The organism is Stenotrophomonas sp. STEN021, from assembly GCF_056760175.1.
The window spans coordinates 1-12,795 of the sequence record NZ_JBRREH010000116.1 but is presented as its reverse complement, the minus strand read 5'-3'; the positions used below and the strand labels follow the sequence as shown (position 1 = coordinate 12,795).

Below are 12,795 nucleotides of genomic sequence, written 5' to 3'. Positions count from 1 at the left end.
TTCGAGGTTGCCGCCAAGAGCACCCCTCCCCAACCCTCCCCTTCGCTACGCGAAAGGGAGGGGGCATGGCTGCTCGCGCGGCAGGGAGCGCTTTGCTCCTCCCCTTTGGCGTAGCCAAGGGGGAGGTTGGGAGGGGGTTGGCTTTTGCTTGGAGCTTTGAGGTTGCCGCCAAGAGCACCCCTCCCCAACCCTCCCCTTCGCTACGCGAAAGGGAGGGGGCTTGGTGGCTTACTCGCCCTGGTACTGCTTCTCTTCAACCAGCGCCGAACCGGCAACACGGTTGATCTCGTTCTTCACCACGATGCGTTCACCGTTGGTGCCATACACGCCGCGCGCCAAGGTGATGAACTCCGCGCCGAAATCCTGCGCGGTTTCTTTCTCGCGCAGGCGGTCCTGGATCTCCCACATGCGCTCGTTGATCGCCTTGAGCTGGTCCTTGAGCGCGCTCAGCGACGGGCGCGCTTCCTGCTGCGACAACCACAGCGGCCACAGGCCCTGCAGCTCGGTGCGCACATTGGCCAGCTTGGCGGTATCGCTGATGCGCTCGGCCTTGATTTCGAGGATGGTGATCTTGTCGATCAGTTCGCCAATCGATACCGGTGTGAGTAGGGTCTGCACGTTGTGGCCGCCGTTGATTGCTGTAATGCGGCAATGATAGCGCCACGGCAAAGGTTGCCAATGAACCGGTATTGGCGTCCAGGCAGCGGTAATGCGCACAATGCGGGCCCATCCCGATCAGGATTTGCCGATGCTGCTGCGTTCTTTTGCCACCGCTGTATTGATGCTGGGCGCTGCCAGTGCGCACGGCGCCGAGGGCCTGCAAGGCGCCTGGCAACTGCAATCAGGGGAGTTCATCAACCCGGAAGGGGCGGTGGTGGACTACGCCAGCCAGAAGCTGGCCGGCACCAAGATATTGGCCGATGGCCGCTTTGCCTTCACCACCACCAGCGACGGCAAGTTCTGGGCCGGTGGCTCAGGCACCTATCGCAGCGCTGACGGGCAGTACGTGGAAACGCCGTTGATGGCCTCGTATCCGCTGGAGAACGGCGGCAGCTACAGCTTCCGCTACACCCTGGAAGGCGATGTGTGGACGCTGGAGCGCTGGGACGGCGAGCGCCGGGTTGAGCGCGAAGTATGGAAACGCGCGCGCTGAGGCGAGCAGTGGGTGGCTGGTATGTGGGAGCGGCGTAAGCCACGAAGCCGATGGACCACCAGTCATCAGCATGACTGGAACATTCATTGCTGCCAGCTTCGCGGTTTACACCGCTCCCACAAACCACAAATCATGAACGCGGCGCGTTACTTCGCCGGGAAGCCGGCTTCTTCCAGGGCCTTGGTGAAGCTTTCCAGCGACTGACTGGACTCGATGCTCACGTTCTTGCCTGGCAGGTCGATCTCGACCGTGGCTGCCGGGTCGACATCCTTGACGGTGGCCGTCACGCTGCGGGCGCAGCCGCCGCAGGTCATGCTTTCGATATGCAGTTTCATGGGGTTTCTCCGTTGGGGTGGAGCCAGCATGCAGCTTGCCATGATGGCAAGGTCAAGCGATAAAGAAGGCTTGACCCTGCCATCGTTGGAAGCTTTAAGGTGCCTCCAACAATCCAAATGGAGACGTGCCGATGAGCAGCATCGCCAGTCCGGGCAAGCAGAAACCCAGCCCCGCCACCGAAGATCTGATGATCGAAGGCATGACCTGCGCCTCCTGTGTGGGCCGGGTCGAGCGTGCGCTCAAGGCCGTCCCCGGGGTCAGCCAGGCGAGCGTGAATCTGGCCACTGAGCGCGCCAGCGTCCATACCGATGGCAGCGTGCCGCGTGAGGCGCTGGTGCAGGCAATACACAAGGCTGGCTACGAGGTCAGCACACCCGCGGCGCAGGAACTGCTGATCGAAGGCATGACCTGCGCGTCCTGCGTGGGCCGCGTCGAGCGCGCGCTGAAGGCCGTGCCGGGCGTGCAGTCGGCCAGCGTCAACCTGGCCACCGAGCGCGCCAGCGTGCAGGGCACAGCCGATCCGGCAGCGTTGCTGGCAGCGATCGAGAAAGCCGGTTACTCGGCCAGCGTGATCGGCAGTGCCGGCAGCAACGAGGATCAACAGGCGCAGCGCCATGCCGACGAACTGCGTGTGCTCAAGCGTGACCTGTGGATTGCGGCGGCGTTGAGCTTGCCGGTGTTTGCGCTGGAAATGGGCGGGCATCTGCTGCCGGCTTTCCATCACCTCATCGCCAGCACCTTGGGCACCCAGAACAGCTGGCTGCTGCAGTTCGTGCTGACCACGCTGGTGCTGCTGTTCCCGGGCCGCCGCTTCTACCAGAAGGGCATCCCGGCCCTGCTGCGCGCTGCACCGGACATGAACTCGCTGGTCGCGGTCGGAACGCTGGCGGCCTATGGCTATTCGTTGGTGGCAACCTTCCTGCCCAGGCTGTTGCCGGCCGGTACGGTGAATGTCTATTACGAAGCCGCCGCGGTCATCGTCACCCTGATCCTGCTCGGCCGCGTGCTGGAGGCCAAGGCCAAGGGGCGCACCTCCGAGGCGATCAAGCGTCTGCTCAAGCTGCAGGCCAAGACCGCGCGCGTGCGTCGCGATGGCAGCGTGGTTGAGCTGCCACTTGCACAGATCGCCAGCGGCGATGTGATTGAAGTCCGCCCCGGCGAACGCATCGCGGTGGATGGTGAGGTTGTCGACGGCGACAGCTATGTCGATGAATCGATGATCAGCGGCGAGCCGGTGCCGGTGCAGAAAGCACCGGGCAGCACCGTCATTGGCGGCACCGTCAACCAGACCGGCGCACTTGGTGTGCGTGCCACCGCTGTCGGTGGCGCAACCGTGCTGGCGCAGATCATCCGTCTGGTGGAACAGGCGCAGAGTGCCAAGCTGCCGATCCAGACCCTGGTCGATCGCATCACCCTGGTGTTCGTGCCGATCGTGATGGGCCTGGCGCTGCTGACCTTCGCGGTGTGGCTGATCTTCGGCCCCGAGCCGGCGCTGAGCTTCGCGCTGGTCAATGCAGTGGCGGTGCTGATCATTGCCTGCCCGTGTGCGATGGGGCTGGCGACGCCAACCTCGATCATGGTCGGCACCGGCCGTGGCGCCGAGCTGGGCGTGCTGTTCCGCAAGGGCGAAGCACTGCAGCTGTTGAAGGAGGCGCAGGTTGTGGCGGTGGACAAGACCGGCACGCTGACCGAAGGCCGCCCGCTGTTGACCGACCTGCAGCTGGCCGAGGGCTTCCAGCGCAATGATGTGCTGGCGCGCGTGGCGGCAGTGGAAGACCGTTCGGAACATCCGATTGCCCGCGCCATCGTTACCGCCGCACAGCAGGAAAACCTGCAGTTGCCGGCCGTGGATGCCTTCGAATCGGTGACCGGTTACGGCGTGCGTGCGACTGTGGAGGGTGTGCGCGTGGAAGTGGGCGCTGATCGTTTCATGCAGAAGCTCGGTCTGGATGTGGCGGTGTTCGCTGCCGATGCGCAGCGCCTGGGTGAGGAAGGCAAGAGCCCACTGTACGCGGCGCTGGATGGCCGCCTGGCGGCAATCATCGCCGTCTCCGACCCGATCAAGTCCGATACCCGTGCCGCCATCGCCAGCCTGCATGCCTTGGGCCTGAAGGTAGCGATGATCACCGGCGACAACCGTCGCACCGCTGAAGCCATCGCGCGCCAGCTCGGCATCGACGAAGTGGTTGCCGAAGTGCTGCCGGAAGGCAAGGTTGATGCGGTGCGCCGTCTCAAGGCCGAGCACGGCCGCCTGGCCTATGTAGGCGATGGCATCAACGACGCACCGGCCCTTGCCGAAGCCGATGTTGGTTTGGCGATCGGCACCGGTACCGACGTGGCGATCGAGGCCGCCGACGTGGTGCTGATGTCCGGCAGCCTACAGGGCGTGCCCAATGCCATTGCGCTGAGCAAGGCGACGATGGGCAATATCCGCCAGAACCTGTTCTGGGCCTTCGTCTACAACGCGGCCTTGATTCCGGTCGCGGCCGGCGTGTTGTATCCGGTCTGGGGCGTCCTGTTGTCGCCGGTGTTTGCGGCCGGTGCGATGGCGCTGTCGTCGGTGTTCGTGCTCGGCAATGCGCTGCGCCTGAAGCGCTTCCGCGCCCCACAGATGGACGCTTGAGGAGTGATGACGATGGAAGAGGGCATGAACATCGGCCAGGCCGCCAAGGCCTCCGGCATCTCCGCCAAGATGATCCGTTACTACGAGGACATCGGCCTGATCGGGCCGGTCGCGCGCACCGATGCGGGATATCGCCTGTACGCGCCACGCGACATCCATACGCTGGGTTTCATCAAGCGCTCGCGTGACATGGGTTTCAGCGTGGAGCGCATCGGTGAACTGCTGGAACTGTGGCGCGACCGCTCGCGCCACAGCGGCGACGTCAAGCGCATGGCATTGGAGCACGTGCAGGTACTGCAACAGCGCATCGCCGAGCTGCAGGGCATGGTGCAGACCGTGCAGGCGCTGGCCGACTGCTGCGCCGGCGATGACCGGCCGGATTGCCCGATCCTGCGTGATATCGAGACCGGCGTGCCGCTGCACGACAGCGCATTGCCAACCACCTTTGGCGGTGTCTCCGCGGGCAAGCGCGCACGCTGATTATTGCGTGCAATCGTGAAAATGAACGAGATGCAAAGTGCACGCGCGCCGCGCGTGCCAGAAAACGCCTGAATAAAAGCCAAAAATCGGCGTTTTATTGCAGGGGCGGTTTCAGGGTTTGTTGGGGCGTCTAACGGAAAACTTACATCCGGACGCAGACAGCTGTTTGCTGTCGTGCCATCAAGCTCAGTAATGCAGAGGTAGTACCCCCATGAAGACTTCGTTGATTGCCCTGGCGCTGGTTGCCGCCCTCCCGTTCGCCGCTTCGGCCGCTGACGGCCTGTCCTACAACTATGCCGAAGCCGACTACGCCAAGACCTCGGCCGACGGCAAGGCTGAAGGTTGGGGCGTAAAGGGCTCCTACGGGTTCCTGCCGAATTTCCACGCTTTCGGTGAATACACCCGTCAGGAAATCTCGCACACCAACCTTGATATCGAGCAGTGGCGCGTTGGCGCCGGCTTCAACAAGGAAATCGCGCCGACCACCGATTTCGTTGCTCGTGCGGCTTACGAAAAGTACGACGAGAAGTTCGCCCAGGGCCTGGATTTCAACGGCTACAGCGCTGAAGCCGGCATCCGCACCGCATTCGGCAAGCACGCTGAAGTGTATGCAATGGCTGGCTACGAAGACTTCAGCAAGAAGCACGGCATCAGCCCGGAAGGCGACTTCTACGGCCGTCTTGGTGGCCAGGTGAAGTTGAACCAGAACTGGGGCATCAATGGCGACATCAAGATGTTCAACAACGGTGACAAGCAGTGGACCGTCGGTCCGCGCTTCAGCTGGTAAGACGTACTGGCGCTTTGGCGTCATGTAGCGAAGGAGGGCCCGGCTATGCCGGGCCTTTTCATTTTTGGTTTTTGCTGTTGTTCGAGATTTTCAGCTGGAAGCCTCCCCTCACCCCAACCCCTCTCCCGCAAGCGGGAGAGGGGCTCGGATCGCGTCAGCTCGAAGTGCACTAGCCCCTCTCCCGCTTGCGGGAGAGGGGTTGGGGTGAGGGCAAGCTGTTGTTCTGCTTCATGTAACACCACTGCAACCAAACTGCAGCAAAGTGCGCCTCAACCGGCATTGGCCGGAAGGACCCTGCGTATGAAGACCCGCCTGCTGTTCGTCGCGATGCTGTTGTCGACCACCCCACTGGCCTGGAGCCAGCAACGCGACTACCTGCCGCTGGAGCAGCGCCTGAGCGCCGAGCAGTTGCGGGAGGTCGGGCTGAGCGCGCAGCAGTTGCAGCTGCTCAACCGCATGCTCAGCGAAACAGCGCCAGCCGCGGCACCCGCAGTCGCCGTCATGCCCGCGCCGTCTCCCATGCACATCGGCCTGGAAGAAGGGCCGGTGCACAGCAGCGTGCAGGGAACGGTGGAGGGCTGGGAACCGGGCACGGTGTTCGTGCTGGCCAATGGTCAGCAATGGAAAGTGCTCAAAGGCCAGATGCGCCTGCGCACCGCCTTGCAGTCACCGGAAATCGAAGTGATCCCGGGCATCGCCGGGCGCTGGTTCCTGCAGGTGGACGAAGACCTGCCGAAGGCGCGGGTGTACCGCATCCTGTAAACGGTCAGACTGATTCGGGTCTCGCGGCTCTTGCAGCTCTTGTGGGAGCGGCATCAGCCGCGAAGCCACAGTTATTGCCGAAGCAGCGGTCAACGCCATACCGCCCGAAGAGAATCTCCGGCGCGCATGCATTGTCAGCTTCGCGGCTTACGCCGCTCCCACAAGGGAGCTGTCGCTCCCACATCTCACAGTCGTTTTACGCCGGACGTACGCGCTGGGTCAGGCCCTTGAGGAAGTTGCGCAGGGCCTGGTCGCCGCATTCGCGGTAGTTCTTGTGGTCGGGCTGGCGGAACAGTGCCGACAGTTCCGGCTTGGACATCGGGAAGCCAGCGGCCTCGAAGATCGCATGCATGTCCACGTCCTTCAGCTCGAAGGCCACGCGCAGCTTCTTCAGCACGATGTTGTTGGTGATGCGCTTTTCCGGCGGACGCTGCGGCTGCGATTCGTCGCGGCCACGGTAGTGGTAGATCAGGCCGTCCAGGAAGCGCGACAGTACCGCGTCCGGGCAGGCTTCAAACAACGGCTCGTCGTCCTTGCGCAGGAAATCGTGCACCTGTGCCGCATCCACTGCAAAGCTGGAATCGGCCAGATGGATGGTGTCCACCACCATGCTGTCGCTGAGGTCGAGCATGTAGCGGATGCTGCGCAGTACGTCGTTGTTGATCATTGCCACTCCGGAACCACCGCGGCGGAGATGCCGGCGGGGGCATAGTGTAACGCCGCACTGGCAAGCCCCCAGCCTACAATCGGGGCTGGTTCAGCAAAATCCGCCCGCATGCTCCCACACGTCCCCGTTTCCGTGCAGCCCGTAAGGCCCCGGTCTGCCGCGCTGTTGTTGGCGGGCCGGCAATGAGTTCACGCGCGATCCTGCACCTGTGTCTGCATCTGGCGGTGCCGGCCTTGTTGGCCTGGCTGTTCTGGCGGCCGCAGTTCGGCAAGGCCTGGCTGTTGCTGCTGCTGGGCTGGGTGATCGATCTGGACCACCTGCTGGCCGATCCCATCTATGCGCCCGACCGCTGCAGCATCGGCTTCCATCCCTTGCATACGGCGCCAGCCATCGTGGTCTACGCGGGATTGACCGTGCCCAGGCGCACCCGCCTGTTCGGCATCGGCCTGCTGGTGCACATCGCGCTGGATGCGCTGGACTGTCTATGGATGCATGCCAGCCGCTAAGCGGCGCGCGCCGGGTTCAGCAGACGCCAAACGGGGAGGGGTGGGTTACCAGCCGCCCCAGGGGCCAGGGCCAAAGCCGGGGCCAGGGCCGTAGCCATAGGGGCCGGGGCCGTCGCTCTTGCTCATGTGGATGTTCAGGTTCACCCGTCGGCTCTGGCCTTCGTCGGTGTTGTAGTTCTTGCCCACGTTCAGGTCCACGGCCTGCCAATTGCTGTTGCCGTAGGCCTTGGAATAGCCGATACCGGCGCTGACCGCGCCATGTACCTGCAGCTTGTCATCCATTACCTCGGCGCCAGGACTGTCCTTTTTGGCCAGCCCGCGACCGCTGTGGTCGCCGTAATAGGTGCCCGGTGCATCGCCTTTGTAGGTTTCGCCCAGGTAACGCAGCGGCGCCTGTGGCACGCTCAGGTCCAGTCCGCCTGCGGCGCTGGCGGCATCATCCTGTGCCATGGCAACGGCGGGGGCCAACAACAGGACGGCGATCAGGGATGTGCGGATCATGTTGCAGGCGCTCCGGAACTGGGACCACGCCGTGCTGGCGGGCAACACGGACGCTAACAGAAAAGCGTTGAACGATGGCTGTCGATAACTGTCGCCGGCGGGGAACTTTCAGGTCAGGCGCCGGAAGGAGAACAGTTCCGCCAAGCGGTGCCGGCGGCCTTCGATGGCAGCCCGGATCAGGCCGGCGCCCAGCATCGAATAGGTGATGCCGTTGCCGCCATAGGCCATGGCGAAATGCACGCGCGGCCCCCACTGTGGGTGGGCACCGAAGAAGGGCAGGCCGTCTTCGGTTTCGGCAAAGGTGCCGGCCCAGGCGAAGGTGGGTTGGACGGTCAGCTGCGGGAACAGGCGGCGCAGTTTGCCGAGCAGGCGCGCGGCCTTGCGATCCACCTGCGCATCCCGGCGCGGTGGCAGATCGATCGCGTCATCCTCGCCGCCCACCAGCAGGCGGTTGTCGGCTGTGCTGCGCAGGTAGAGATAGGGGCGGGCGGTCTCCCACATCAAGGTAGTGCGCAGCGGTCCCAGCAGTGCCGGCGGCAGTGGATCGGTGACGACGGCATAGCTGCTGCGGTTGCGTGCCACGCGCTGCTTCAGCCAGTCCTGGGCGGCGTAGCCGGAGGCGACTACCAGATGCTCGCAGTCGACCTGCACGCCGTGGGTGGTGCGCAGTTGGACCCGGCGGGTGCCGGTCGTTGCCGAGGCCACGCTGCTGCGGTCGTAGACCTGCGCGCCCTGCGCCAACAGCCGCGTCAACAGACGGTAGGTCATGCGATAGGGGTCCATGCGCGCGGCCGGCGTGCTGCGGATGGCGCCGGGTGCGGCGAAACCGTATTCCTCGGCAACACCGTCGGCATCAAGCCACTCCACTGCGAAGCCATGCCGGTCGCGCAGTTCGTATTCCTCCAGCAGCGGCCGCAGATGGCCGCGGCGGCTGGCGTAGTACAGGCTCAGGGTGCTTTGAAAATCCACCCCGCGGACCTGCTCGGCCAGCGCCTGCAGTTCGTCGATGGCCTGCGCGCAGGCGCGATAGGCCAGCAGTGCGGCGTCGATGCCATGGCGTTTGGCCAGCTCGCGCAATGGCGTATCGATCTCATACTGCAGCAGCGCCGTACTGGCGGCGGTGGAACCCCAGCCGATGTCGCGCTGCTCGATGACGACGACATCGTGGCCGTGGCACACCAGTTGGTCGGCAATCAGGGCAGCGGTAATGCCACCGCCGATCACCGCCACCTCACAGCGCAGGTCCTGCCGCAGCGCAGGGAAGGCGTGCATCAGGCCATTCTTGATGGCCCAGAACGGATAGCCGCTTTTCAGGTCCATGCACAGCTCCGGTCATCGCGGGGCCGCCGCTCAGCCGGCGGTGGGGTGGCCGGTATGTGGCGTGTGGATCAGTGCTGCGGTATCAAAGCCCTGCTGCTGCGCGTAAGCGATGTAGTGGTCGCGGGTGGTGGCATCCATCTGCGGCAGGCGTGCCAGCAACCACAGGTATTTGCGGTCAGGGCTGCCGACCAGGGCAGTGGTATAGGCCGCGTCCAGCTGCATGATCCAGTAGTCGCCCTTGGTAAAGGGAATCCAGCGCAGGCCTTCGGGCAGGAAGCTGACTTCCAGGCGGCTGTTGGTGTCGTCGATCGGCTTGGCCTGGCCGATGGCTTCTTCCAGGTTGCCGCCGCGCAGGCAGCGGTTCTGCACCCGTACGCTGCCATCTTCATTGAGCGAATAGTGGGCGGTGACGTCGGTGGCATCTTCGGGTTCAAAGCGTATCGGCAGGCGTGCAACTTCGTACCAGGTACCCAGGTAACGCTGCAGGTCCACCTGGGGAACGGTGGCAAGCTCAGGGTGTTGATGCATGGAAAACCTCTCTGGCGTTCACGCAGGCGGCTGCGTCGGAGGTCCAGCTATAAGGCAGCAATGGTTAAGTGCCCGTGCCCGGGAGGTCGTCTCGCCGTTGCCTGAAGGCCTGCATTCATGCGCGAAGCGGCCTTCGCGCCGGGCAAACATGGCTGCGCTAGGCTGTCGCCATCCGAAGACGGGAGTCCGCCATGTTTGTCGTGATCCTGCTCAAGGGGCAGAACCGCTATGCACGCGAACGCTGGGAGCAGTTGCCGGAGGTGGTCCATTACGACGGCCAGGGCTTCGCCCTGCGGGCCGGGCCGCGCCAGCCACGACCGACCACCCAGGTGTGGGAGCCGGTGGCGGTCTATGCACCGGCCGAATTGACCGAGGACGAGTTCCAGGAAATCTACGAACTCAACCGCCACCATATCGTCGAACTGGCACTGGAATACTGAGTACCGTGACGTGTTTTTGCAGGAAGTGAACACGCACTGACATATAGTTCCGGGCAGGCGCGGTGGTCCGCGCGATCCGGTGCTCCGTCTTGCCTGCCCATCGTTTTTCGCATCCGCTGCGCGCGCTGTTGTTTGTCCTCCTGCTTGGCCTGGGTGCCAGCAATGTGGCTTGGGCCGCGCCCGATGGTGCGGCAGCCGATAGCAGTCCGCAGACCCGTATCGAACAGGCCTCGCGCGCGGTGGCGGCGGTCAAACGCGCGGTCACCGATGCCGATGCACCGGAAACCCTGAAAACCCTGGCCGAGCGTGCCAGCCAGGCGCAGCGCGAGGCCGAGGTCAGCGTCGCCGCGCTGCAGCCGGAACTAACCCAGCTCGATGCCCGCATCGAGCAGTTGGGGCCGGCACCCGAGGGCGGGGAAGATTCCGGTATTGCCCGCCAGCGCAAGCTGCTGGACCAGCAGCGCAGCCAGATCGATGCCGACATCAAGCGCGGCAAGCTGCTGGCCGAGGAGGCCAAGCAGGCCAACGAAGCCATCGAGAAGATGCGCGCCCAGCAGTTTGGCGAGCAGATGGGCCGCAAGGTGGCCTCGCCGTTGTCGCCGGCCCTCTGGCGTGAGTTTGGCGAGCATGTGCCGGACGATCTTGCGCGTTTCCAGTCGCTGTACCGCCAGGCCCACGATGCCTTGCTGAAGGCAGCCGGCAAGCAGGGCTGGGGCATGCCGCTGCTGGGCGCCGCGCTGGCCTTGCTGATGCTGTTCCCGCTGCGCATCTGGTTGCGCCACCTTGGTCGTCGCTACGCTGCTTCCGAACGTGCCCCGGACGGACGCCTGCGTCGCACCGGTCTTGCGGTGTGGCTGCTGTTGGTCGGCACCTTGCTGCCGGGGCTGGCGGCCACGGTACTGGTGGCCAGCCTGCGGGCAATCGATGCGATCGCGCCCCGGCTGGAATCGGTGGCCGACATGTTCGTCGTCGCTACCTTCGTGGCGGCCTTCATCGGTGCCGTGGCAGCCAGCCTGTTGGTGCCATCACGGCCGACCTGGCGCTTGCTCGACATCGATGATGTCGCCGCCGCCCGCCTGCGCCGCTTTGCCTGGGGCGCGGCCAGCCTGACCTGGCTGACCATGCTGCTGCGCGACGTCAATCGCGCGGCGCGCACCTCGGCGGTGGGCACGGTGACCCTGGATGGCCTGATCGCACTGACCTACGTGGTGTTGATCATGAGCATGCTGGCGACCCTGGCCGGCCTGCATCGACGCCGTGCGGCCGAAGCCGCGCAGGCGGAAGCGGAGAACACCAGCAGCGGCCGTTCGCCGCGTGCACCGCGCAGTGGCTGGCTGATCGTGGCGCGCTTGGGCGGCTACCTGAGCATCTTCGCCGCGCTGGTGGCGACCTTGCTCGGCTACCTCAACTTCGCCATGTTCACTGCCCAGCAGATGGTCTGGGGCACGGTGATCGTGCTGGCGACGACGTTGCTGACGCGCTTCGCCGATGACTTCGCGTTGTGGCTGTTGGCACCGGACAGTGCTGCTGGGCGCATGCTGCGGCTGTCGACCGGCTTGTCCTCCAATCGCCTGGAACAGGCCGGTGTATTGCTGTCGGCCACGTCACGGCTCGCGCTGGTGATGCTGGGCATCACCGCCTTTGTTGCACCGTTCGGCAACGTCAGCGCCCTGTATGGCTGGCTGGAGCGCCTGTCGGCCGGCATCAAGATCGGCGGCAACCTGCTGACGCCGGCCTCGATCATCAGCGCGGTGCTGGTGCTGGTATTGGGGCTGGCGCTGATGCGGGTGGTGCAGCGCTGGCTGGTGGATACCTATCTGCCAAAGACCGACCTGGATATCGGTGCACGCAATTCGATCAGCACCGTTGCCCACTATCTCGGCATCGTGCTGGCTGGCCTGTGGGCCCTGGCAGCGCTGGGCATTGGTTTTGAAAAGGTGGCCTTGCTGGCCAGCGCCCTGTCGGTGGGTATCGGTTTCGGCCTGCAGGCGATCACCCAGAACTTCGTTTCCGGCCTGATCCTGCTGGCCGAGCGGCCAGTGAAGATTGGTGACTGGATCAAGATCGGTGACCAGGAGGGCGATATCCGCCGCATCTCGGTGCGTTCGACCGAGATCCAGGTGGGCGATCGTTCCACGCTGATCGTGCCCAACTCGGAGCTGATCACCAAGACCATCCGCAACATGACCATGGCCAATGCGCTGGGCCGCATCCAGGTGCAGTTCTCGGTGCCACTGGGCACCGACATGGGCAAGCTGCGGGCATTGTTGCTGGGGATCTATGCCGCCAACGAAACAGTGCTGATCGATCCAGCGCCGTCGTTCTTCATTGATTCGATCAGTGGTGGCCAAGTCGCGGTGAACAGTTTTGCCTATGTGTCATCGTCGCGCAGTGTGTACGGCGCCCGCAGCGAGGTGCTGTTCGCTTTGCTGGAGCAGAGTGCTGCCGCCGGCATCGCCCTGGTCACCCCGACCGACATCCATCTGGTGCGCGATCCCCCGCAGGCCTAGGTAGTGCCGAGCCATGCTCGGCAGGGGCCTCACAAGAGGGATGTAGGAGCGGGGGGGCGCCCGCGGATGCGCGCTGGTTGGCACCAGCGCATAGTCGTCGACGGCCAACTGCTCGGCATGGTTCAACCAGGCGCGGATCTCCAGGTCGTCGATCTCCTGGTCCACGCCCAGCGGCATGCGGA

The 12,795-nt window shown here is 64.5% G+C and carries 14 protein-coding genes; 8 read left to right on the top strand and 6 right to left on the bottom strand.

The window, feature by feature from the left end:
• Nucleotides 1-228: 228 nt before the first annotated feature.
• On the bottom strand, nucleotides 229-618 hold the full coding sequence (locus ACVOL0_RS18925) for a DUF6165 family protein (protein WP_481550394.1): 390 nt from the start codon (nucleotides 616-618) through the stop codon (nucleotides 229-231).
• Between the two features lie 130 nt (nucleotides 619-748).
• Between ACVOL0_RS18925 and ACVOL0_RS18920 the strand changes: the two genes are divergently transcribed.
• The gene (locus ACVOL0_RS18920; protein ID WP_481513339.1) at nucleotides 749-1,153 is read left to right on the top strand and encodes a hypothetical protein; all 405 of its coding nucleotides are present in this window, start codon (nucleotides 749-751) and stop codon (nucleotides 1,151-1,153) included.
• 146 nt (nucleotides 1,154-1,299) lie between these two features.
• Here the strand turns inward: ACVOL0_RS18920 and ACVOL0_RS18915 are convergent, their stop codons facing one another.
• Entirely contained in the window at nucleotides 1,300-1,488 is a 189-nt protein-coding gene (locus ACVOL0_RS18915) for a heavy-metal-associated domain-containing protein (RefSeq protein ID WP_481550393.1), read from the bottom strand.
• Between the two features lie 131 nt (nucleotides 1,489-1,619).
• Here ACVOL0_RS18915 and ACVOL0_RS18910 point away from each other — a divergent pair, with 131 nt between their 5' ends.
• The 4 genes from ACVOL0_RS18910 to ACVOL0_RS18895 all read left to right on the top strand — a co-directional run bounded on the left by ACVOL0_RS18910 (nucleotide 1,620) and on the right by ACVOL0_RS18895 (nucleotide 6,141).
• A complete protein-coding gene (locus ACVOL0_RS18910) occupies nucleotides 1,620-4,112 on the top strand; it encodes a heavy metal translocating P-type ATPase (protein ID WP_481550392.1) in 2,493 nt (830 codons plus the stop codon).
• A gap of 6 nt (nucleotides 4,113-4,118) precedes the next feature.
• Complete coding sequence (gene cueR, locus ACVOL0_RS18905) at nucleotides 4,119-4,592, top strand: Cu(I)-responsive transcriptional regulator (RefSeq protein ID WP_481550391.1); 474 nt, start codon at nucleotides 4,119-4,121, stop codon at nucleotides 4,590-4,592.
• 211 nt (nucleotides 4,593-4,803) lie between these two features.
• Nucleotides 4,804-5,379, top strand: coding sequence for an OmpO family porin (locus ACVOL0_RS18900; protein WP_303748602.1), 576 nt, complete (start codon nucleotides 4,804-4,806; stop codon nucleotides 5,377-5,379).
• Nucleotides 5,380-5,679: 300 nt separating this feature from the next.
• Entirely contained in the window at nucleotides 5,680-6,141 is a 462-nt protein-coding gene (locus ACVOL0_RS18895; protein WP_481550390.1) for a hypothetical protein, read from the top strand.
• 196 nt (nucleotides 6,142-6,337) lie between these two features.
• Here ACVOL0_RS18895 and ACVOL0_RS18890 read toward each other — a convergent pair whose 3' ends face one another.
• Nucleotides 6,338-6,808, bottom strand: a complete 471-nt coding sequence (locus tag ACVOL0_RS18890) for a YehS family protein (protein WP_481550389.1) — start codon at nucleotides 6,806-6,808, stop codon at nucleotides 6,338-6,340.
• Between the two features lie 182 nt (nucleotides 6,809-6,990).
• Here ACVOL0_RS18890 and ACVOL0_RS18885 point away from each other — a divergent pair, with 182 nt between their 5' ends.
• On the top strand, nucleotides 6,991-7,314 hold the full coding sequence (locus ACVOL0_RS18885; RefSeq protein ID WP_481527823.1) for a DUF6122 family protein: 324 nt from the start codon (nucleotides 6,991-6,993) through the stop codon (nucleotides 7,312-7,314).
• A gap of 45 nt (nucleotides 7,315-7,359) precedes the next feature.
• Here ACVOL0_RS18885 and ACVOL0_RS18880 read toward each other — a convergent pair whose 3' ends face one another.
• From ACVOL0_RS18880 to ACVOL0_RS18870, 3 genes are all read right to left on the bottom strand, one after another.
• A complete protein-coding gene (locus ACVOL0_RS18880) occupies nucleotides 7,360-7,815 on the bottom strand; it encodes a hypothetical protein (protein ID WP_481550388.1) in 456 nt (151 codons plus the stop codon).
• A gap of 108 nt (nucleotides 7,816-7,923) precedes the next feature.
• Nucleotides 7,924-9,135, bottom strand: a complete 1,212-nt coding sequence (locus tag ACVOL0_RS18875) for an NAD(P)/FAD-dependent oxidoreductase (RefSeq protein ID WP_481550387.1) — start codon at nucleotides 9,133-9,135, stop codon at nucleotides 7,924-7,926.
• A gap of 30 nt (nucleotides 9,136-9,165) precedes the next feature.
• Nucleotides 9,166-9,663 (bottom strand): lipocalin family protein, encoded by a 498-nt coding sequence (locus tag ACVOL0_RS18870; protein WP_481550386.1) that lies wholly within the window; start codon nucleotides 9,661-9,663, stop codon nucleotides 9,166-9,168.
• Between the two features lie 191 nt (nucleotides 9,664-9,854).
• Here ACVOL0_RS18870 and ACVOL0_RS18865 point away from each other — a divergent pair, with 191 nt between their 5' ends.
• On the top strand, nucleotides 9,855-10,103 hold the full coding sequence (locus ACVOL0_RS18865) for a hypothetical protein (protein WP_313170951.1): 249 nt from the start codon (nucleotides 9,855-9,857) through the stop codon (nucleotides 10,101-10,103).
• 89 nt (nucleotides 10,104-10,192) lie between these two features.
• Nucleotides 10,193-12,613 (top strand): DUF3772 domain-containing protein, encoded by a 2,421-nt coding sequence (locus tag ACVOL0_RS18860; RefSeq protein ID WP_481550385.1) that lies wholly within the window; start codon nucleotides 10,193-10,195, stop codon nucleotides 12,611-12,613.
• Nucleotides 12,614-12,795: the final 182 nt, after the last annotated feature.